The 23480-nt window shown below is 47.9% G+C and carries 16 protein-coding genes, 1 pseudogene and 2 riboswitches; of the genes and pseudogenes, 16 read left to right on the top strand and 1 reads right to left on the bottom strand.

Annotated elements, in window-relative coordinates:
• The first annotated feature begins 420 nt into the window (after positions 1–420).
• The 14 genes and pseudogenes from ACR32F_RS02240 to sdaAA all read left to right on the top strand — a co-directional run bounded on the left by ACR32F_RS02240 (position 421) and on the right by sdaAA (position 19050).
• Positions 421–2703 (top strand): bifunctional 2',3'-cyclic-nucleotide 2'-phosphodiesterase/3'-nucleotidase, encoded by a 2283-nt coding sequence (locus tag ACR32F_RS02240; RefSeq protein ID WP_440115738.1) that lies wholly within the window; start codon positions 421–423, stop codon positions 2701–2703.
• Positions 2704–2907: 204 nt separating this feature from the next.
• On the top strand, positions 2908–3951 hold the full coding sequence (locus ACR32F_RS02245; RefSeq protein WP_440115740.1) for an EAL domain-containing protein: 1044 nt from the start codon (positions 2908–2910) through the stop codon (positions 3949–3951).
• A gap of 221 nt (positions 3952–4172) precedes the next feature.
• Entirely contained in the window at positions 4173–6281 is a 2109-nt protein-coding gene (locus ACR32F_RS02250; protein WP_440115742.1) for a methyl-accepting chemotaxis protein, read from the top strand.
• 92 nt (positions 6282–6373) lie between these two features.
• Positions 6374–6718, top strand: a pseudogene (locus ACR32F_RS02255) (ArsB/NhaD family transporter); the annotation flags it as partial.
• 1055 nt (positions 6719–7773) lie between these two features.
• A complete protein-coding gene (locus ACR32F_RS02260) occupies positions 7774–8700 on the top strand; it encodes a phosphate ABC transporter substrate-binding protein (RefSeq protein ID WP_440115744.1) in 927 nt (308 codons plus the stop codon).
• Between the two features lie 118 nt (positions 8701–8818).
• Entirely contained in the window at positions 8819–9754 is a 936-nt protein-coding gene (gene pstC, locus ACR32F_RS02265) for a phosphate ABC transporter permease subunit PstC (RefSeq protein WP_440115746.1), read from the top strand.
• A 2-nt stretch (positions 9755–9756) separates the two neighbouring features.
• Positions 9757–10644, top strand: a complete 888-nt coding sequence (pstA, locus tag ACR32F_RS02270; protein WP_440119654.1) for a phosphate ABC transporter permease PstA — start codon at positions 9757–9759, stop codon at positions 10642–10644.
• Between the two features lie 12 nt (positions 10645–10656).
• The gene (gene pstB / locus ACR32F_RS02275) at positions 10657–11412 is read left to right on the top strand and encodes a phosphate ABC transporter ATP-binding protein PstB (RefSeq protein ID WP_440115748.1); all 756 of its coding nucleotides are present in this window, start codon (positions 10657–10659) and stop codon (positions 11410–11412) included.
• Positions 11413–11664: 252 nt separating this feature from the next.
• Positions 11665–12759, top strand: coding sequence for a phosphotransferase enzyme family protein (locus tag ACR32F_RS02280; protein ID WP_440115750.1), 1095 nt, complete (start codon positions 11665–11667; stop codon positions 12757–12759).
• Positions 12760–12954: 195 nt separating this feature from the next.
• A complete protein-coding gene (locus ACR32F_RS02285) occupies positions 12955–13665 on the top strand; it encodes a response regulator transcription factor (protein ID WP_440115752.1) in 711 nt (236 codons plus the stop codon).
• Positions 13662–15137, top strand: coding sequence for an ATP-binding protein (locus ACR32F_RS02290; protein WP_440115754.1), 1476 nt, complete (start codon positions 13662–13664; stop codon positions 15135–15137). Before ACR32F_RS02285 ends, ACR32F_RS02290 begins: the two co-directional genes overlap by 4 nt.
• Positions 15138–15166: 29 nt before the next feature.
• The gene (locus tag ACR32F_RS02295) at positions 15167–16258 is read left to right on the top strand and encodes a LolA family protein (RefSeq protein WP_440115756.1); all 1092 of its coding nucleotides are present in this window, start codon (positions 15167–15169) and stop codon (positions 16256–16258) included.
• A gap of 750 nt (positions 16259–17008) precedes the next feature.
• Positions 17009–17133: riboswitch (glycine riboswitch) on the top strand.
• Between the two features lie 4 nt (positions 17134–17137).
• Positions 17138–17279: riboswitch (glycine riboswitch) on the top strand.
• A 141-nt stretch (positions 17280–17420) separates the two neighbouring features.
• The gene (gene sdaAB, locus ACR32F_RS02300) at positions 17421–18110 is read left to right on the top strand and encodes an L-serine ammonia-lyase, iron-sulfur-dependent subunit beta (protein ID WP_440115758.1); all 690 of its coding nucleotides are present in this window, start codon (positions 17421–17423) and stop codon (positions 18108–18110) included.
• Positions 18100–19050, top strand: coding sequence for an L-serine ammonia-lyase, iron-sulfur-dependent, subunit alpha (gene sdaAA / locus ACR32F_RS02305; protein WP_440115760.1), 951 nt, complete (start codon positions 18100–18102; stop codon positions 19048–19050). The genes sdaAB and sdaAA overlap by 11 nt, the downstream gene beginning before the upstream one ends.
• 218 nt (positions 19051–19268) lie before the next feature.
• Here the strand turns inward: sdaAA and ACR32F_RS02310 are convergent, their stop codons facing one another.
• A complete protein-coding gene (locus ACR32F_RS02310; RefSeq protein WP_440115762.1) occupies positions 19269–21023 on the bottom strand; it encodes an alpha-glycosidase in 1755 nt (584 codons plus the stop codon).
• Positions 21024–21231: 208 nt separating this feature from the next.
• On the opposite strand from ACR32F_RS02310, the gene ACR32F_RS02315 reads away from it, so the two are divergent.
• A complete protein-coding gene (locus tag ACR32F_RS02315) occupies positions 21232–21915 on the top strand; it encodes a response regulator transcription factor (protein ID WP_440115764.1) in 684 nt (227 codons plus the stop codon).
• 95 nt (positions 21916–22010) lie between these two features.
• A complete protein-coding gene (locus ACR32F_RS02320) occupies positions 22011–23462 on the top strand; it encodes a HAMP domain-containing sensor histidine kinase (protein WP_440115766.1) in 1452 nt (483 codons plus the stop codon).
• Positions 23463–23480: the final 18 nt, after the last annotated feature.

Consider the following 23480-nt stretch of genomic DNA (forward strand, 5'->3'; position numbering starts at 1 on the left):
CCATCCAACCGTGGAGGCCGTGAAGGCTTCACGGTTTTTCGTTATACATGGGTCATGTTGAATTGGATATACATGTAAGGCGCATGTAATATACGTATTTAACAGCGTTCATAAACTATTTAGTAACTGAAATTATGCAAAAGATGTCGAAATCACGCATGAAAATGTAAACAAAGACGGGTATATGCGGATAACGTAAAAAAATAGTGCTTTTCAATGGCTGAACATTGCGTTATGATTTGGAATGTAAACGACAAGCACAGATATAAATAGATGTTCATGTGAGATAAACTAACCTGGAATTCCGATGCGTGTCATCCGAGCGTCAGTACGCACAACCCATGAGATCTATCTTTTTTCTGCGCCTGTTCGTTTGCCCATTAATGCATGATTCAATGTACATAACCGGGAGGGGTTATCTTGAGAAAGAGTAAAAAAGTATTATCGAGCCTGACTGCCGCATTGGTTGCATTAAACGTGCTTGCAGTTTTTCCAGTACCTGTATCGGCCGCGGATGCTGCCAAAGTTAAGCTGCGGATCATGGAAACAACAGACATTCATGACAACCTGATTAACTATGACTACTATTCCGACAAAGAAACAGACCAGTATGGACTCGCCAAAACAGCCACACTGATCAAAAAAGCACGTAACGAAGCCAAGAACAGCTTGCTGTTCGACAATGGTGATCTGATTCAGGGTAACCCGTTGGGAGACTATGTTGCGAAGATCGATCCACTCAAAAAGGGTGAGACTCACCCTGTATATAAAGCGATGAATCTGCTCGATTATGATGCAGGAAACATCGGTAACCATGAATTTAACTATGGCCTTGATTTCCTCGACATGACGCTGGAAGGCGCGAACTTCCCATACATTAATGCCAATGTCTATGTGGATGATGGCGATGATGATGAAACCAATGACAAGAACTATTTTACCCCGTATAAAATTTTGGACAAAAAAGTAACGGATGAGAATGGCAAAGAGCACACCATCAAAGTTGGTGTGATTGGATTCGTGCCGCCACAAATCATGCAGTGGGATAGTGCTAACCTTGAGGGTAAAGTAATTGCCAAGGATATCATCGCTACCGCGAAGAAATTCATTCCACAAATGAAAGCAGAGGGTGCTGACATTATTGTGGCTATTCCTCACTCCGGCTTTGAAGATATTCCTCAAACGGATCTAATGGAAAACTCGGTATTGTACCTGAGCCAGGTTGAAGGCATTAACGCGATTTTGTTTGGACATGCCCACAAAGTGTTCCCGAGCGCTGATTTTACCGGTAAAAAAGGTGTAGATCTTGAAAAAGGTACCATTAATGGCGTCCCTGCTGTAGAGCCAGGCTTCTGGGGTGACCATCTTGGAATTATCGATCTGGATCTGGAGCTTGTAGACGGTAAATGGAAAGTGGTGGATTCCAAAACGGAAGCACGTCCAATCTATGACACGGCCAACAAAAAAGCACTGGTAGAAGCAGATAAAGATATCATTGACGCTGTTCATGAAGAGCATAAAGGCACATTGGAGTATGTTCGTGGTCCGGTGGGCGAAACGACAGCACCAATCAACAGTTTCTTCGCACAGGTTCAAGATGATCCATCCATTCAGATCGTAACGAATGCCCAGAAATGGTATGTCGAGAAACAGATGCAAGGTACGGAATACGAGAAAATCCCTGTATTGTCTGCAGGAGCTCCGTTCAAGGCAGGCGGACGTTCAGGAGCTTCGTATTACACGAATATCCCTAAAGGCACCATTGCGATCAAAAACGTTGCTGACTTGTACGTGTATCCTAATACGGTACATGCTGTAATGATTAATGGCGCTGAGCTGAAAGAATGGCTGGAATGGTCTGCGGGCCAATTCAACCAGATCGACCCGGCCAAGGGTGGACAGCAACAACTGATCAATATGGACTTCCCAACGTATAACTTTGATGTGATCGATGGCGTGACGTATCAGATCGATGTGACACAACCAGCCAAATATGACGGCAAAGCAACCATTGTAAATGCATCAGCAAGTCGGATCAAGGATCTGAGCTTTAACGGTAAACCGATTGACCCAGCGCAAAAATTCATTGTAGCGACGAATAACTATCGTGCTTCTTCGTCCAAGCTGGCTAACCCGGATGGCAAACGTATCATTCTGGCTGCACCGGATGAGAACCGTCAAGTGATCATTGACTACATCCGAGAGAACAAAACGATTAACCCAACCGCTGACGGTAACTGGTCGCTGGCACCAATCAAACCAGTGGCAGGTGTAGCGGCAGCAGCAAGCAGTGATCTTGAAGTGGTATTCGCATCTTCCCCGGATGCCAAAAATCTGGTAGAAGCAAATCCGGCGATGTCTTTCATTGGTACAAATGATGATGGTTTTGCGGAGTATGGCATGAAACTGACTGGAGAAGCAACAACGACTCCGAAACCAGGTACGGAGCCTGCTCCTACACCTACCAAGCCAACTACACCTACGAAGCCGACTACTCCAACCAAACCAACGACCAAGCCACAACCTGAGAAACCAGCGGGCGACAAAGTGGTATATGTGGTGAAAAAAGGCGACAACCTGTACCGTATCGGATTGAAATATGGTGTGGACTGGCGCAAGCTTGTTACATTTAACGCAATTCCAAATGTACACAACCTGAAAGTTGGACAGAAAATCGTAATTCCCGCTTCTTTAGTCCATTAAGCGGAAAATGGAGACCGCCAGTCTGATGACTGGCGGTCTTTTTTATGCCATTGTAACAAGGACTATATCAATAACCGTCATATAGGAAGTCATCAAAAGAGTAGAGATTAATTGGAGTACGCATGCTATAATATTTACAAACTTTGGGTAAATACCAGTTAACATTAATGGACATGGAATCATAAACTGGCAAGGGGGTTCTACATGAATTGCAGTGGCTGTAGTCCAATCCATCCTATAGAGGATCAAGGTACCCTGTACATACGTCCCATTTCCCCCGCTTTGCTGGAAGCGCTGCAAACGCAGGGAAGGCATGTCGAACATACGAATGAACTCATCTGGATGCATTTTTCGAATCTTGAATCTGTACAGAGCTGTATTGAGAATATGAGGAAGATCGAGAGGGATTTACCTGAATTGCTAACGGTTCAGGTTGCTCCACTATACGGTCAAGCGGATGCGGATGGCTGGATTAGTCTCTCCATGCAGGAGTCCCGCTTCAAGCATGCAGATCTGGTTTCCATCATTCTGGAGCATCAATTCAGCAGTTATATGCAGCCGATCGTAGATTCATCGGAGCAGATTATCGGGTTTGAATTTTTACTTCGTCCTGCTGAGAATGGCAGACCTTTCAGTTCTTATGAATTATTTGAAGTTGCCCGGGATACCGGATTGCATTCGTTTCTGGATCGGACAGCGCGTATTGCTGCCATCGAGACAAGCGCGGTTTTATTACCACATGGCGTCAAACGCTTTGTTAATTTCTTGCCCTCCTCCATCTTCAATCCCGAATATTGCCTGACACATACGTTTGAAGCCATTGAACGCCTGGCACTTGATCCTAAAGATTTTGTGTTTGAAGTGGTGGAAACAGAGCAGATTCAGCATATGTCCAGCTTACAGCATATTTTTGAGGTGTATCGTTCTCGGGGAATGTCGGTTGCGCTGGATGATGTGGGAGCCGGATTTTCAACCATTGAAGTGATGAATCGATTGGAGCCGGATTTTGTCAAAATAGATCGCAGCCTCATTGATCGATGTGATCATGATCTGACCAAACAACAGAAGATTGTCGATATTGTCGAGATGTCACGCCGATTTGGCGGACGTGTGCTTGCGGAAGGCATCGAGCGAATCGAGGAGTTTGAGTTCTGTCGTTCGGTAGGTATCGAACTGGCTCAAGGGTACTACTTTGGTAAGCCGGCGGCACACCCGCCACAAGGTCCTTACCGACAAACAACTGCCTAAATGCATGTGGTGAACCGTAGATTAATCAACAAGTCACTTTGAATTACGGAGTGGCTTGTTTGGTTTTCACTGTAAATTTTTCACTCAAATAAAAACGCTCTCCTAGCCGATATATAAGGTAGACCTTATTACATCTATATCTATAGGATTTAGTATTTATTCAGAGTGAAGAGGTCCTACATAAGAAGAATAGGCAGATTTAAATTTCGGAGGGGGAGAGCATGATGAGTGACATTAGGAAGAACGAGCAAGTGAAGACGGCCAAGACGGCTACCAAGCCAGCCAAACCAAAAGATAATAAACCAAAAAAGAAAAACAACAAGAAAAAAGGTTTTGTATGGAATATAAGAAACAAACTACTGGTATCCTTCCTGGCAGTTCTGCTCTTGCCCAGCCTGACGGTTGGTATTGTTACGCTGCTTATTGCTGATCATACGGTGGAAGACCAGCTGATAGATAGTGCCAAGCAGAGTGTAAGTACCACCAATTCTATTGTTGAAAGTCAAGTGAATTCCAAAATTTATGACATCAATTATTTTGTGGAAGCTATTGATCCGATCTCCATTAAAGGGGAGAAGGACAGTCCTGAGATCGAGATGAAGCTGAAACAATATCTGGGCTTGCATCCCGAGGCCTTGAATATGTTTTTGGGAACGACAGATGGAGTCATGATTCGTGGCAAAGAAAACACGGCTAGCTCGCAGGGAGCTGCTTACGATCCCCGCGAACGCGACTGGTACAAGCTTGCCATGGAGAAGCCGGGCACTCCTGTAATTTCAGCTGTATCCAAGAATACGGATGGAGTAGCCGTTGTTTTCATATCCAAAACATTAAAGGATCAATCCGGTGTCATTGGTTTGTCTCTGGATCTGACAGCGCTGCGTGAACAGGCTTCCATCAAGGTTGGCAAGGAAGGCTACGTCATCATTATGGATGCGGACAAAAATTACGTGGTCTCACCCGTTGAGGAATCGGGTACGCAAGATACAAGTAATACACTTAATGAGATGTATCAGAGTAAAGAAGGTCAATTCGAATACATGTATAATGATGAAGCCAAGATGATGATTTTTGATACAAATGAAGCAACTGGATGGAAAATTGCAGGCACAATGTTCAAGAGCGAAGTATCCAGTGCGAGTAAAGACATTCGGATGGCAACCCTTATGGTCATTTTGACTGCTACCTTCCTTACGCTGGTATTCATTATCTGGTTTACACGTTCGTTGTTACGTCCAATTAAACGTCTGCAGGAATCCGCCAGAGCGGTAAGCAAAGGTGATCTAACGGTAAAAATGGAGACTGGGCGCAAAGACGAAGTGGGCGATCTGGCGAAGTATTTCGAACGGATGGTCGATAATCTGCGCATGATGATTCTGGGTGTACAGGAAACGACAGAACAGGTATCTGCCTCTTCACAAGAATTGTCTGCCAGTGCGGATCAAACAACCAAAGCCATTGAGCATTCTACGATGGCGATTCAGGAATTGGCCGAAGGTGCCGAACAGCAAGTGAAGAGTGTGAGCGATGGATCAGGACAAATGAGCCGTATGGCTGAAGATGTCCGTATGATGTCTGAGCGTGTGCAATCCATTACAGAGAACATGCGGCATACATCAGGAGCCGCCTATTCAGGAAATGAGGCTGCCGGGCAGGCTGTTGAGCAGATGAACAGCATTCAGGAAACAGTGGAACAGCTGGCAGAAGTAGTTCAATCATTGAATGCCCGATCTGTAGAGATCGGCAGCATGGTAGAAGTGATCGCCTCCATCTCGAAACAGACCAACCTGCTTGCACTGAATGCTTCCATTGAAGCGGCAAGAGCGGGTGATGCTGGCCGTGGGTTTGCTGTCGTAGCAGGAGAGGTGCGCAAGCTTGCTGAAGAATCGGGAAGCTCGGCAGCACAAATTGGTGATTTGGTTCATAATATCCGTCAGGATATGGACGCGGCCCTGAAAGCCATGACTGCGGCTCAGACCCGGGTGGGAGACGGAATTCAGGCGGTGAACACGTCCGGACAATCCTTTGCCCAGATTCGGGATGCTGTGGAGGATGCTGTTCATACATTGGATGACTTGTCCGAAACAACGAAACAACTGGAGAGTGGTGCTTCCCACGTTGCCAAAGCGATGAACGATATTTCTGTCGTAACCCAGGAGTCTGCTGCGAATACGGAATCCGTCTCGGCATCATCCGAGCAACAGTTGGCATCTGTGGAGGAGATCGCTTCGTCTTCAGCACATCTGAACAGTATGGCAGAACAATTGCAAGGATTGCTCGGCATGTTCAAGATGGTGGAGGAATCACCGAAAGATAGCGGCAAATCTTAACATTGAACGAGGGAACCTACTGCGCTTTATATAGAAGAAAATAAAGATAGACAATCCTCCTGCAGCTCTGTATAACTACATCGTCCAGTTGATTTATCTATTCCATTTTACTGGGGGCGGCGGTGTCCGCTCTCTTCGCCAATGATGGTGCAGCGCTTATACTTACCCCGATTGTGCTGGCGATGGTACGTGCATTGAAGTTCGATGAGCGGATGGTGCTTGCCTTTGTCATGGCTAGTGGATTTATCGCGGATACCACATCACTGCCACTGGTCGTCAGCAATCTGGTTAATATCGTATCTGCCGATTACTTCGGTATTACGTTTGTGGAGTATGCCGTGCGGATGGTTGTGCCGAATCTCTTCTCTATTGTAGCGAGTACAGCGATGTTGTTCTTGTACTATCGCAAAAGTATTCCGCTTCGCTATGATATCTCAGCAGCGCGTATAATCTGCCAACGGTATTGATCAATGCACTGGCTATTCAGGGTGCGCATATCACGTTGGCCGGATTGGCGTTATGGCTCTGGATTTTAGGTTAGTACAATCGTATTTACATTAACAATCATCATATGATCCAACTTATTGTGAAAAGCTGCTCTCCTGCTGGTGCTATGCACTGGCGGTGGAGCTTTTTTTGTTTCTACTGGGCTATCCCGACAGGGATGTTCTCTCGCTCCAAGCGCTAACGAATTTACCGCATCCTAATAGGTGGATGATCAAGGAATATAAAGTGTAACGAATCTCAGTAACGTTATTCCGTCATACAATGTGTAAAAACCTGAAAATCGACCCAATACGACGAAATAACGTCTCTGTGTTTCGTTACACCTCAGAACTGTGCCAACCGGAGCAAATAGCGTGTCCTAGGTTCCTTAGAATAAAGTAACGCTACAAGGGGTGTCCTCTGTCATGCTTATGACAGATAGGACATCCCCTTCTCGTTTTCCGGTAGTATTTACACAAGGTCAGCCTTCTATGGGGCTGGCCTTCTTTTTTGCCTTTCCCCAGGTATAGATTTGAAATGCCGGAACCAACGAGCGCTGACAAACGCAGGGAACGGAACGATTGTGGAAAAGCGAAGTAGTGAAGGGGACGGAATCGATTCCGAAGAAGCGAAGCGCTCGCTTTTGTCTCCGAGTTTTAACATTATACATATCAGTTCAAAGAAAATTTGGAGACAACAGCGATCGGAAGAGCGATCCGTAACCGGAACGTCCACCTTCGGGCATCAACTACTTCATATATTATTGAGTTAATTTTTTTATAAAAATCTGGACACCATAACGATTGTAAACATCGTCCCTTCCCGAAGCGACCACTTCAGCGACTTGTCTCCAATGCATTTTTGATCTACAGCCCACATTTTTAACATTGCGTTTACAAAACAATGATTTTGAGATGACATACCGAAACTACAATGAGTAAAGAGTTGATGGTGAACAAACAAATTCACAAAACGCCGTCACTACATTGGGGGAGGAAAACAAAACATGTTTAAAAAGTTGCCGTTTATTTTGATGACCTTAACGTTCGTACTGGTGCTCGCAGCATGCGGATCGAAAAATGACGCGGGTACAGAGGGTGCCGCAAGCAATGGATCAGGTGAAGCTGCTACTGAACTTAGCGGTAACATTCTGGCTGTTGGATCGACTGCACTGCAACCTCTGGTAGAGCAAGCTGGACAGAAATTTATGGCAGTTGATGAATATAAGAACGTGATGGTACAAGTGCAAGGCGGCGGTAGTGGTACTGGTCTGACACAAGTATCCGAAGGACAAGCTACGATTGGTAACTCCGACGTATTTGCAGAAGAGAAGCTGAAAGAAGAAGCCAAAGCAAAAGAACTGGTTGACCATCAAGTAGCTGTTGTAGCTATCGCGCCAGTTAGCAACAAAGATGCAGGAGTTCAAGATTTGACGAAGCAACAACTGATCGACATCTTCTCCGGTAAAATCAAGAACTGGAAAGACGTTGGCGGTAAGGACCAAGCGATCGTTATCGTAAACCGTCCTAGCAGCTCGGGTACACGTGCAACATTCGAGAACTTCGCTCTGGGAACGAAAGTAGAAGACATCCAAGGTTCGATCCAAGAAGATTCCTCCGGTACAGTTAAGAAGCTTGTAGCTGAGACTCCAGGCGCAATTGGTTACCTGGCTCTGTCTTACCTGGATGACAGCTTGCAAGTTCTGAAATACGAAGGTGTAGAAGCAACTGTTGAGAACGTGGAAGCAGGAACATATCCAGTGTGGGCTTACCAACACATGTACACTAAAGGTGATCCGGATGCAGCAACGAAAGCATTCCTCGACTACATGCTAAGTGACGAAGTTCAACAAAATGATGTGAAGGAACTGGGTTACATTCCGGTATCCGGCATGAAAGTGAAACGCGATGCAGCAGGTAACGTGACACAGTAATATTCCTTGAACTTGCGCATACAGCGAAAGAGGCGGACCCAGGTCCTGCCTCTTTGCGCGGTTTGCTCAGGAATTATCCCATATTTTGCACTAATTCTACTATAGAAGGATGGTTGTTATGGAACAGACCGAAGGGGGAACGGTAATGAACAATAAGCTGAAACCACGCCGGCCCTTGAGAGAGAAACATTACTGGGAAGAGTGGACTGGAAAGATCTATACATCGATTTGTGTTGTTTTCCTGATCGTTGTCATGTTCTCCATCGTTTATTTTGTGGCGTCCAAAGGGTTATCGACCTTTTTCCAGGACGGCATAAGCCTGCGTGAATTCTTATTCGGAAAAACATGGAATCCAGCAGGTGAACCTGCGGTTTATGGTGCGTTGCCGTTCATCACCGGTTCCTTTACAACCACATTGCTTGCAGCCCTCATTGCGAGCCCGCTTAGTCTGTGTGCAGCGCTCTTTATGACGGAGATTGTACCCGGTAAAGGCAAAAAGATTCTACAGCCTGCGATTGAATTGCTCTCGGGTATCCCATCCGTTGTATACGGATTTATCGGTCTGAGTGTTATCGTTCCTATGTTACGTAGCATCTTTGGAGGAGCCGGGATCGGTATTGCAGCCGGATGTCTGGTCTTGTCCGTCATGATTCTGCCTACAGTAACAAGTATTATGGCGGATGCATTATCCGCTCTGCCCAAAGGTCTGCGTGAATCGTCTTATGCTCTGGGTGCTACACGCTGGCAAACCATCTATCGGGTCATTATCCCGACGGTTCTGCCTGCCTTGTTGACAGGTATTGTACTCGGTATGGCTCGTGCGTTCGGTGAAGCACTGGCTGTACAGATGGTCATCGGGAATGCACCGCATGTACCTACTTCTTTGCTGGAATCGGCTTCAACGTTAACAAGTGTAATCACCCTGAGTATGGGTAACACCACGATGGGTTCTGTTCATAACAATGCACTGTGGAGTATGGCGCTTGTCCTGCTCGTGATGACCTTTGTCTTCGTCATTCTGGTTCGCTTGCTTGAAAGGAGGAACCGGGTATGAAAATGAAGGCGAAAACGGTCGATAAAATTGCAACTTCCGTCATCGTTGTACTGGCCCTGTTCATTGTTGTTCTTCTGCTTGGTTTGCTCGGTTTCATTCTGGTACGGGGAATTGGGCAGATTAACTGGCACTTCCTGACCAGTACACCACAGTTGCTCAAGGGCGGCGGGGGGATAGGTCCTCAGCTGTTTAACTCGATTTTCCTGCTTGTCCTGACCTTGATTATTACCATTCCGCTTGGATGGGGCGGCGGCATTTATATGGCGGAATACGCCAAACCAGGCAAGATTACCAGCTTCATTCGTTTGGTCGTTGAAGTATTATCTTCTTTTCCGTCCATCGTTATCGGTTTGTTTGGTCTCTTGCTGCTTGTAAATACATTTGGTCTAGGTTTCTCTCTGATATCAGGTGCCTTAGCTCTGGCGATCTTTAACCTGCCACTGATGGTGCGGACGACTGAGCAGGCTTTCCGGGCCGTTCCAAAGGAACAGAAAGAGGCAGGTCTGGCGCTTGGACTGTCCAAATGGAAAATTATCACTTCCATTCTGTTGCCTGTGGCTTTGCCCAGCTTAATTACGGGTACAATTCTGGCCTCGGGCCGGATCTTCGGTGAGGCAGCAGCGCTGATGTTTACGGCAGGGATGAGTAGTCCTCCGCTGGACTTCACAGACTGGAATCCAACCAGCCCAAGATCGCCGCTTAACCCTTTCCGTCCGGCAGAGACACTTGCTGTCCATATTTGGAAAGTCAACAGTGAAGGCATTGGTCCGGATTCCAAAGAGATAGCAGCTGGCGCTTCAGCCGTGCTTGTACTTCTCGTGCTGGCGTTCAATCTGAGTGCACGCTGGATCGGTCGGGTGGTTTACCGCCGCATGACAGCATCGAAATAAGGAGGAACCAACATGGCCATACCTTTTGGTACGGAACAGTTAAGCATATATTATGGACACTTTCAGGCAGTGAAGCAGATTAGCCTGGCTTTTCCCGAAGCGAGTGTTACGGCACTCATTGGGCCGTCTGGTTGTGGTAAATCGACGTTCTTGCGGTCGCTCAACCGGATGAACGACGAGATCGCAGGCTCCCGCACGGAGGGACATATCTGGATGGATGGCAACGATCTGAATGAGCCAGGTACGGATGTAATCAAGCTTCGTCAGAAGATTGGCATGGTGTGGCAGAAGCCTAACCCTTTTCACAAGTCCATCTACAACAATATCGCGTTTGGCCCCCGCTACCGTGGTATCAAGAGCAAGAAGGCACTGGATGAAATTGTGGAAAAAAGCTTGCGCCGCGCTGCGCTCTGGGACGAAGTAAAGGACAGACTGAACGAGTCTGCCCTATCTCTCTCGGGTGGGCAACAGCAGCGGCTGTGCATCGCCCGCGCACTCTCGGTTGATCCGCAGATTCTGCTGCTCGACGAGCCGGCATCTGCCCTTGACCCGGTATCTTCGGGTAAGGTCGAGGAATTGATCTCGGAGCTCAAGAAGGATCTGCGGATCGTCATTGTCACCCATAATATGCAGCAGGCGGCACGCATCTCGGATTACACGGCTTATTTTTATCTGGGAAACATGATTGAGCACGGGGATACGGAGCATATTTTCACCAACCCGGACAACCGTCTCACACAGGAATATATCATGGGACGTTTCGGTTAATTGTTATATTGGATGGAGTATGAGATAGAGAAAGAGATAGATCTATAGAAATAAACGAAAGGCATAATTCCCGTGCAAGGTTGTTCGGGGGTTATGCCTTTTTATATATGCTTTTAATTTGGGGTTGTTTGCCAGAATAAAAAGAATCATGCTACGATAACCGGAGTGAATATAGCGTTTTCAGAGATAAGCTCGATAGGTTGGAAACGAAAGGCCAAGCACTTCTAATGCGATATAACGAAGGAGATGTTGATGATGACTAACCACACGATGTCCCATGACAATATAGCGGCCGAGATCATAAAGCATTATTCAATGAAGAAGCCTTCGGTTTCCTTTATCCGTCATAATGAGAATCTAACGTATCAAGTCGTTGATGAAGTAACCGGACAGAAGTATCTGTTGCGTATACATAAAGCCGCTTTTGCAAGTATGACGGGCATTCAGCATACACAGCCAGCCCTTGAAGCAGAGATGAACCTTCTTCATGAATTAAACGCAACGACAGCAATGCACGTGCAGAAGCCGGTGCGAAATGCATCGGGAGAATGGGTTACGGTATGGACAAGTGAAGAGGGGGCGACCATCTGCTGTACCGTGCTGGAATGGATTGAGGGCAGGGATATTCAACAGGGAGAACGCCTGTCCACAGAGCAGATCCATGATCTTGGCGATCAACTTCAGATACTTCATCAGCATGGTCGTGTGCAGGAGGAGTCTGGAACAACGGCGGGCACGGAGAAAGGCCATCGTACTGTGGAAGAAACGAATCAACAGCTGGCAGGACTGGGGACTGACATGATGGATCTGACAAAGGTACGCCCGGCGTATGGTAGCATTCAGGAAAATCTGGTTCTGCTGGGACAACTGGAGGAAGGCGTTAGACGAGGGGTCTTTACTCCGGAAGATTTCACTGTGATTCGCGAGACGATCGAGAACATCAACGGACAGCTTAAAATATATCCGCACCATCCTGAGACATGGGGAGTCATCCATGGAGATATTACGCGCAATAATCTGCTCGTGACGGATCAGGGCATTTCCATGATCGACTTTTGCTTATATGGCTATGGCTACTATCTCTTTGATGCAGGAGGTGCAGCTACGATTTTTAACCGGGAGGAACGTGATATTTTCCTGTCGGGTTACACCAAGCAGACAGCGCCACTGACAGAACGGGATATCCGGTTAATGGAAGGGTTTATGCTTATCTTTACGTTTGGTTACTTTGCGTTTCAGATGGCGAACGAGTCGAGGCACGAATGGATGAAAGAACGGATGCCACTCATATGCAGCAAATTTTGCAAACCATATCTGCAGAACGAGAGTATTTTCTACGAACTATGAGGTCTTTCCTATTGGATGAGTTAACCTGTATGATAAATAAATGCTAGTAGATATACTTTAAGATAATGAACGGGCGTCCTGGAGATCAGGGTGCTCTTTTTGTATTCGTGTGACGCCATTTATAAAGAAAGTATAAACTCTGCGGAGAGATGGATATTCTTCGTTACAATACAGTCATGGGAGGATGGGACAGCGATGAGAGACAGCGTGAACATACTGCTCGTGGAGGATGACCCTGAGATAGCCCGTATTCTGCGAGATCATTTGCGGCATGAGGGATATGAAGTGACTTGGGCATCAACTGGCATGGAGAGCTGGGAAGACTTCAGGGAGGGGACGTATCAGTTGGTATTGCTGGATCTGATGCTGCCGGAGATGGATGGGTTCACAGTATGCAAAAATATCAGGCTGATCAGCGACGTGCCGCTGCTCATGATGAGTGCACGGATCGAAGAGGAGAGCAAAATTAGGGGTCTTGGTCTGGGGGCTGACGATTACATTACTAAACCCTTTAGTCTGGCTGAACTCAGCGCACGAATTGAATCCCACCTGAACAGATACCGAAGATATCAGGGTATAAAGCTTGATTCGGGTATGCAGTTGTACAATGACGGGTTACGAATCGATACGTTGAATCAGCAGGTGCAGCTTCATGGAACGAATGTGATCCTGACCAACAAGGAATGGAGCTTGCTCACACTGCTTGCCTCTCACCCGGGTCGTGCATTCACCAAGGCTGAACTCTATGAACATGTCTGGGGTCAGCCGGAATCGGGAAACTCCAGCACGGTCACAGTTCACGTGAAGAGTCTTCGGGCGAAGCTTGGAGACGAGCCGCATCATCCACGCTGGGTGCAAACGGTATGGGGCAGTGGTTATCGATTTGTCGGGGTGACAGTGGAATGAAGCTGAAATACTGGTTGATGATCGCGTTTCTCCTAGTGATGCTGCTGCCTGTAATTGCCGGATGGGCGTTGTTCTCGCTGTACAACCATTACAACGATCAACGCGCCGTGTCCGAATATGTGGAACTGTCCAGTCGTATGGCTCCCATTGAGCAGGCGTTATCTGATCCAAGTCTGTATCAATTGCAATCCTCGCAACCTCATGAGCGGCTCTCCAAATTGGCAAATGATCAGGTGAGCTTCAACCTCTATTTGCCGTCAGGCATACGGGTATACGCATCTGAATCCGATGCACTGTCTGTGGGCGTGGGCGGTTATACCGTTAGAGGTGCGGAATTGTACCGGGATCTGTACGATATGCAATTGAAGCACCGTACATTTTCACTCAAGAAGCCTGTATGGGAAAAGGGTGAACTGATCGGTATTTATGAGATAACGATGCTGCGTACAGACTGGCTGGAAGGCATTTCCTTGCGCACCGCATGGGTGGTAGGCTGCTTGGTGGTTTTCTTTGCTGCTCTCTATGGGACGATGCTCTGGCTGCTATCGAGAAAACTCTTTCGTCCCATGCAACGACTGATGGAGCGAATGGGTGCTTTTGCTCAAGGAACAGATGTCAAGGATTCATTCCCGGTTCGCCATGATGAAATGGGGATATTAATGCAGCAATTCGATGCGATGCAGGAAACGGTCAGGCGGACGCAGATCAAAGTGAAGCAGGAGCAAAAAGAGAAAGAGCTTATGGTCGCTTCGCTATCCCATGATCTGAAGACACCCTTAATGTCCATTAGTGCCTATGCGGAAGTGCTTAGCGATGATCGGCATTTGGAACACCTTGAAAGGCAGGAATACCGGCAAGTGTTGTTTGGAAATGTGGAGCGGATGAAACAGATGATTAGTGAACTTGAGATGTACACGGCACTGGGCTCTAGTGATTTGGAGATGGCCATGGTTGAGGTGGAAGGAGAAGAGTTCTTCGACATGTTGCTGGGAAGTTATGGGGGACTCGCCGAGCGTGAACATGTTGACGTGAGGACGGTTGTCCGCACAGACCACCTGTACCGGGTTCATCCCGAACAACTGATGCGCCTGACAGATAATCTGATTACCAATGCACTGCGCTATACGAGGACGAATGGTGTAATGGGTCTGGGGGTAATTGCTTCAGATCAGCCGCTGCCGGAATGGATCATTCCTTCGCTGGGTTTGGAGTTGAATGAATATAGGAAGGGATCTACTTTGATTCTGGTGCATAACGAAGGGCAGGCTATTCCAGGGGAACAGCTTGATCGCATTTTCGAGCCCTATGTTCAACATCAGAATCAGAAGGAAAAGGAAAAGGGGTATGCAGGTAGCTCGGGTCTGGGATTAAGTATAGCCAAACGGATTGCAATACGGCACAGAGGGGCTATGCGTATGTGGTCATCTGAGGGATACGGGACACTGGCAGTATGTCGATTACCTGAAATGTAGAACATTCGAAACAGGAGAGGAAGATTGGGATGATGAATAAAGGATGGATGATGATTGGTACTGCGTTGCTTGCAGTGTCTTTGCTCGGAGGATGCGCGGAGAAGGACATGCTGGCCATGTCAGGAGATGAGATGATCGAGAAGGTTGTATCTGCAGAAACGGAACCCGCCTCGTATTATGCTGAAGGTGTGATGAAAGTATGGACGGATGACAAGTTGACTAACACGATGCATATCAAGGAATGGGTAGACGGCCAAACTGGACGAAAGCGCACGGAAACAGAGGAGAATGGCAAGGTAAGTTACGCAGTCAATAACGGAACGGAGATTACAATCTACGAAAAAGAGACGGGAACAGCTTATTCAATGAACGTATCCAGCTTGGGTGAACAGCCTAAACAAACCCAGAAGCAGATGCTGGTTGATCAGTTAGAACGGTTACGGGATTCCCATGATGTGGATATGAAGGGGCAGGAAAAGCTTCACGGACAGGATGTCATCCACATTAAACTGACGCCGAAGGAAGAGGGCACATTATCCATCTCATCTGAATATTGGGTGGATCCCAAAACGTGGATGATTGTCAAAGTCATTAGTGAGTATGGTGATGGAAAATCAGAAATGGTCTACAATCCGATTCAATATGATCCCGAATTTCCAGGAGACATTTTCGTGATCGACATCCCGAAGGAAGTCGATGTGAAGGACTTGAATGATCTGAGCCAGAGCTCGGAAGTAACGTTGGAGGAAGCGAAGCAGGCACTGGGGCAATCTTTTTTGCAGTATAAGGGCGAAGGAATGGAGCTGTCTCGTATCGAGATGTCTCATACGGGCGGTGAGCTGAACCGGGATGAAGTGACACTGTACTATGTGCGGGATAATAAGGTTGAAGTGAGTCTGACGATCTTCAAGACGCCGGAAGATGACGCGAATCCAACACTTTTGCCAGATGAGAAATCAACTGAAGTGCGTGGGGTTGAAGGCACATATATGAAGAGTATTCGGAATATATCCTGGGACGAAGCTGGACTACGCTATTCTCTCATGGGTGAGCACGATGGCTGGACAGAAGCGAAGCTGCAAGCCTGGGCGGAAGCGTTGACCCTGCCCAATCCATCTTGACGTGAATGGAACCAAAAAAAAGGACCGCCGTTGAAGTGATACGGCAGTCCTTTTTTTTGGTTCTCTTCCCTGTTGGTATGATGGACAAATAGTGTTGGCTTCCAGAAGATCGTTCTATGAGGAACGCGGGTCATCCATCCCATCCATAAAGCTGTAAACGGGCGCACGCTACTCGATATGAAGCATATTCATATAAGATGATCTCAATCCGCCGACAGAAGGCTGAGAAAAGGAGGCATCAAAATATGGCTGTTTTATCCACAGGCCCTATCGAAAATACTATGGTGTTCAAACCCTTAATGTGCCTGTGATGGCTGGTCAGCGGGTAAAAATCGACAATAGTACGCAAGTGGCCGTGGTTGTAGATTCAAACTGGAATATCTCGTATAACAATTAACCTCAGACGTAACGGGGTTCTGATTAATCAATTGCAGCTCTCCCGTACAGATAATGCTGCAGGGACATTGAGGTTTCTTTCTTCCAATACCTACGTGGATACCGCTCCTGCGACAACTACCAACGCATACACGGTAGGCATAGAATTTACGAAAATTGAAACGTCACAAGTGCTTCAGCAGAAGTGAGAAATATCAATGCCATCCGCTTCAGTTAGAATAGATTTTCTTAACAGATGATAAATACACGTTACTTTTGTTGACATATATGATTGGGTACATTACTCTATGGATATACATGATCCAAAACTCAGTAATGTAACATTCCAAATCAAATGATTGATAATACAGCGAATGAAAACGAGCGGGAGAGACCTGAGCAGACCAAGTAAGATGGCGGGCTATCGGGCACCGAAGGAGCAAGCTGCTGCGCACCCGGCGCAGCGGTTAATCTCTCAGGTAAAAGTACCATCGTTGGACGCAACTCTGGAGAGTGCGCGAACTGCGCCACCCAAGGGGTATATGATCAAGCAGCACGGGTTTGTCTGATGCCATCGCCTGGTGAATACAGGATTGCATCGTTCCGTGTAGCTACATCATGAAACTCTCAGGTATCGAGGACAGAGAGAGGGCCTAAGGCCTTCTTCTGTCCTTTTTTGATGTCATTATACCTTAAATAAGGGACATTATGGATTAATCTCCTGGATGGAAACGATGACGAATACAAGTTACAAATATGAACCATGATTAATAATGGAGGGCTTTTGATGCGTTTTAAGGATGTTTTCTCAATTATTGGTCCGTCGATGACGGGGCCTTCAAGTTCACATACCGCCGGAGCGGCAAGGCTGGGACGAATTGCTCGTCAGTGGCTGGGGTGTACGCCGGAACGCGCCCGGTTAACCCTGTACGGCTCGTTTGCCGATACGTATCAGGGGCATGGTACGGATCTTGCCTTGATCGGTGGTTTGCTTGATTATGTCACAGACGATCCGCGTATCCCGGATGCGGAGCAATACGCAGAGCAAGCGGGCATGGAGGTAGAATTTTTTACGAGCGGCCTGCCGGCCCCACATCCGAATACGGTCAAGATTGAGTTGTGGTATGGAGAGCGCAAATGTTCTCTAATCGGTGCTTCCATTGGTGGTGGAAGTGTATCGGTGCATGCTTTGAATGATTTCCGTGTACAGATCAGCGGAGAGTTTCCGACGCTTGTTCTGCGCCATTCGGACAAAGCTGGGGTACTCGCTTCGGTGACGTCCACAATTAGCTCATCAGGTGTAAACATCGGGTATATGCAAGTGGATCGGAAAGCCAGGGATGGTGAAGCCTTAACTGCGATGGAGATGGATGGTGTGCCAAATCCTGAGATGTTGAATTACCTGCGAGCGCTGGACCATGTACTTGAAATTCGCGTAATCGATTTGAAGAGAGGAGTGGAGCCGGATGCGATTTAAACATTTGCATGAACTGAATACCATCTGTACAGCCGAGTCCAAAACCATTGCCCGGTTAATGATTGAAGAGCAGGTTCAGGAAACCAATACGCCAGAAGCGGATGTTGTGCGGCAGATGTCGGATTACTATCAGGTGATGAAGGAAGCGGTACACAAAGGACTGACAGAAGATACGACATCACGCAGTGGCTTGACGGGTGGAGATGGCAAAAAAATGGCCGAGTATATTCGCAAGGGTGAGACTTGCTCCGGTGATGCTTCGGCACTTGCCATGGCGTATGCCTTGTGTGTATCTGAAGTGAATGCTTCTATGGGCCGAATCGTGGCGACACCGACAGCGGGTTCCTGCGGTATTATCCCGGGTGTGTTTATCAGCTCCCAAGAGCGTTTTGGCTGGAGTGATGAGCACCTCGTAAATGGTCTGTTCTGTGCGGGAGCAATCGGTTATGTCATTGCCAACAATTCATTTATCTCCGGGGCCGAGGGTGGCTGTCAGGCGGAAGTGGGTTCTGCCATCGGTATGGCTGCAGGTGCCATGGTAGAGCTGCGTGGAGGAACGCCAGAGCAAGTGGTTCATGCGGTAGGTCTTGCGTTGAAAAATACATTGGGCCTTATCTGCGATCCGGTTGCTGGCCTCGTGGAAATTCCTTGCATCGTCCGTAACGGACTGGGTGCCGTAACCGCGCTGGCTGCGGCCGATATGGCGCTGGCCGGAGTCCGCAGTGCCATTCCTTCCGACGAAGTCATTGGCGTTATGCTGGAAGTAGGCAGCGCGATGCCAAGTCGTCATCGGGAGACAGCCCAAGGCGGCCTAGCTCAGACGCCAACGGGACGGAAGATGATGGAGAAGCTTGCCAAACCGAAGGCGAAGCGTGCGGAGAATGAGGCTGAAGTGGAGTCTAAGTCTCCCGATCAAAACGAACCAGAAGCTAAGGTATAACTTGCTTGGCATGAACTCTATTTTAACTAGAGTGTGTCTTCAAAACCTCGGTCTGAAAGCTGGCGCGGATCTGAACACGTCTGTAGCGAGCGAGTGCGTGGTCTGAACGTGTCTGATGCTCCTTACGATGGAAAAAGAGCATGCCCCAACGAACCATCCTTAACGCCAAATAAGCGCTCAACAGATCAGCTACAGGTCTGTGAGCGCTATTTATCGTATTACGCGGGATTCGTACTTAGAACAGCATATCCATATGCGGGCAGCTCAACCGCCAGAATGCCATCCTCCAGAGCTGTACGATGCTTCTCACCAAACAGTTCCGTCCATTCCCCGGCACCCGCCTCCAGCTCAATAATTGCCGTTTCTTCCGAGCGATTGAACAGGATCAAAATACGTTCCTCATCATCCTGCCGTTCCATCACCAGCTGGCTTCCGCCTTCACGGGCCTGCAAGAATCGAACGCCGCCTTCCGCACGGAGGGCAGGATGGGCATGGCGAAGTGCAATCAGCTTTTGATAAAAAGAAAACAGCTCGCGGTCCTGCTTCGCCTCATCCCATTCCATGCATTTTCGGCAACCTGGATCATGCTCGCCATCCATCCCAATTTCGTCTCCGTAATAGATACACGGGGCACCCAGGTAAGTGAACTGGAACAACGCTGCCAGCTTCAGCTTCCGCTGATCGCCTTCGCATACGGTGAGTAGTCGCGGCGTATCATGACTATCCAGCAGATTGAATGCGACTTCGCTGGCTTGCAGCGGATAACGTGATAATTGCCGTCCAATGGAATTCGCAAATGTCTCGGCATGCATCTTGTTTTTCACAAAGAAACTATTCACGGCATCGGTAAACGGATAGTTCATGGATGCGTCGAACTGGTCACCTTGCAGCCAGGACGAGGATTCATTCCATATCTCGCCGAGAATATACGCATCTGGATTGGAGGCCTTCACTACACGGCGGAAATCGCGCCAGAATGCATCATCCACTTCGTCTGCGACATCCAGCCGCCATCCGTCCGCACCCACTTCCTTGATCCAGTACTTGGCAACCTTGAGCAGATAGTCTTTTACCTCGGGATTTTCCGTGTTGAGCTTCGGCATGTGCGCTTCAAATCCAAAGGTTTCATACGTAGGAATGCCATCCTTCACATCCAGCGGGAACTCGTGTACATGGAACCAGTCCTTGTATTTGGATTTCTCCCCGTTCTCTTGCACGTCGACAAAAGGTGCAAACGTCTTCCCGGAGTGGTTAAACACGGCATCCAGCAGTACCCGGATGCCACGTTCATGGCACAGCTTGACTAATCGTTTGACGGTGTCTGCATCACCAAAATGCCGATCTACCCGTAGATAGTCCTCTGTATCATATTTATGATTGGTGGTCGCCTCAAAGATCGGTGTGAAGTAAATCGCATTAATGCCCAGCTCACTGAGGTAGTCCAGATGATCGATTACACCCTGAAGGTCACCTCCGAAGAAATTGAAAGGTGTGGGTTCGCCGCCCCAGGGTTCTACGTTGTCCGGGTTGATATCCGGGTTGCCATTCGCAAATCGTTCCGGGAAAATCTGATAGAACACGGCATCCTTCACCCATGCGGGTGGTGTAAACACGGCTCCGGCATGAATATAAGGGAATTGGAACATCCGACCAGGATCGTCTGGCTCTTCCTTCTGGAAGTCCGTCTCGGTCATCCAGATCTGCTCGTCTCCGCTTTTAAGCAGAAAAGAGTACTTCAGCCGATGATAAGGAGGCTTCACCTCTCCCTCGTAGTAATCAAACATGGAGTCCGTGGTAAACTTGGTTAAAGGAATAAACGCCTTGGTTTGTTCCCAGGCGTATTTATCCCCGGTCAGGGCGTGTACCTCAGTGAGGTCGTTCTTTTTGGTACGAAGACGCAGGCGGATCGTATCCTGATCGTAGGCATAGGCCCAATTCCGTTTTGGTTGATGATAGATGGCTTCCAGCAGCATGTTGAAATTCCTCCCGTCATGGATACAGAGATTATGTATTTGTGGAGCGGGTATGGCATCATTCAATGGATTGATTACGATATAATGAATAGGGACATAACCGAACAGCTTCGTGTAATTAACAAGCGATGATTTTAGTAAGAGCTTACGCCATTGTGTTCAAATATATAATTAACCCAAAGGGTACAGAAAGGAAACGAATGCGCGCATGAAAACGAAACTGCTATATATTGAAGATGATACGGAAATAGCCACTTGGGTCCAGGCGGACCTGGAGGAGCGCGGATATGAGGTGATATGGCTCGGAAGTGGTGAAGGCGCAGCAGAAGCTGCCGGGGGCTGTTCGCTGATTATTCTGGATGTCATGCTGCCGGGTCTGGATGGATTTACGGTGGGGCAACGGCTCAAAAAAGAACATCCTGCTGTGCCCATTGTCATGCTTTCGGCCAGAACGTCCATTGATGACAAGCTGCATGGGCTCGATTTTGCCGACGATTATGTAACCAAGCCGTTCCACCCCGATGAACTTGCTGCACGGATTGAAGTACAGCTGCGCAAGGCAGGAACAGCGATCTCGGCGGATACGGTAGTGAAGCTCGATCATCTGTCGATCTATGAGAAAGATCATCGGATCGTCAATGACGAGACGGGGGAAGAGATTATTTTATCGGGAAAACAGTTTCACATCTTCGCCTACCTGCTCAGACATATGGGCATGATTCGGACCAAAGAGCAGATCTACGAAGCGGTCTGGAATGAATCCTATCTGGATGGAGACAAGACATTAATGGTACATATCCGTCATCTGCGCGAGAAGCTGGAGCGTGATCCGGCCAACCCTGTCGTTATTCAAACCGTCCGTGGTGTAGGGTACCGCGTGAAGAAGCCATGATCCGGCGGTCCAGAGCACGAGAGTCGACGAGGGAAGAAAGAAGCATCGCTCAGACTTCGTCAGGGAAAAGCAGGCTGCGTTTTGGACGATCCCTGATGTCCCGCTATATTCTCCTGATTTTGGCGGCGGTGTTGTTTGTACCCGTCGTACTTCCGATCATATCCATCATCTATGTGGTCGTGGTGAACAACACGAGCCCGAATCAAACGGCGCCATACGGTGACGTTGACCGGATCAGTAAACTGTGGTCGCGTGAAGCGCTGAATCTGGATGGAGCCTCCGAGGGAGAGATTAGCATGCGGTTGGAGCGATTGCATGAACAGTATCCCAAATCGTCCATGTATCTTGTGAATGCGGATGGTAAGACCACCTTTATTCTGGGTGGTGCAGATGTAACACTAGTGAAATCCACTTCATCCGATGGCGCGACAGACACCATATTAAAGTGGTCGCTGGATTCGGGTAAAACCGAAGAGACCCAAATTCCAGCCGAGTGGAATGCGAACAATGCCGTGCAATTCATGAAAGAAGCTTTCTATCGTGATCCACTGACCGTAGTTGCATATATAGGCGGGGATGGACAGGACAGAGGACAGGGCTTCATGGTCATTGAAGTGCCGCGATCACTTTTGCAAAAGTCACAGAATAACTGGCAGATGGAACTTTTGTATCTGGGAATCGTAACGGCCATCATTTTCATGATCTTCATCATCATGTCGATTCTCTTCTTTGCACGTATTCGCAAGCGGCTTATTCGTTTGCAGACAGCGATGATGACCACAGGAAAGGAGGGCATTCCGCTTCCGGTTAATATTCGTCGGTCAGACGAGATTGGTCAGCTGGAGGAGTCATTTAATCAGATGGTGCATCAACTGACGGACAGCCGTCACCGAGAGCGTGAGGAAGAACATTTGCGGAAACGTCTCATTGCCGGGCTCTCCCATGATCTGCGCACTCCGCTGACTGTCATTCGTGGACATATGCATGCGCTGAACAAGGAAGCGCTCAGCGAGCAAGGCGTTGGTTCATTAAATCGCATGGAAGCGAAGATGGAGGACCTGGGCGGGCTCATCGATAACATGTTATCTTACAATCTGCTCACGAGCGGGAAGTATACACTGAAATTGGAGGAGAAAGATATTTTCCGTGTTGTAAGGGAAACGGCGGCAGCATGGTACCCGGTCTGGGAAAAAGAACAGTTCGAGATCGATATTGATCTGCCGGAAGAACCATTGATCTGGCATATGGATGAGCAGGGAATGCGCCGGGTTCTCGACAATCTGTTTCAGAATGTGGTCCGTCATGCGGCGAGTGGGAAGTACATTGGTATATCAACCAAGCAGATTCAGGGAGAGACGGCGCTCGTTATTCGAGATCGGGGTCCGGGAATGCAGAAGGATGCCGATACGAAAGGGACAGGCTTGGGTTTATCCATTGTAGACCTGTTGATTCGTGAGATGGGATTGCGCAAGCGGGTGGACAGTTCCGAAGAAGGTGTTCAGATGTGCATCTACAGTGGTTCGGGAGTGGTCAAACCGCTGGAATAGCTTTTTTTAAACCAAACT

Source organism: Paenibacillus hebaui (assembly GCF_051934385.1).
In the GTDB taxonomy this organism is placed as follows: Bacteria; Bacillota; Bacilli; order Paenibacillales; family Paenibacillaceae; genus Paenibacillus.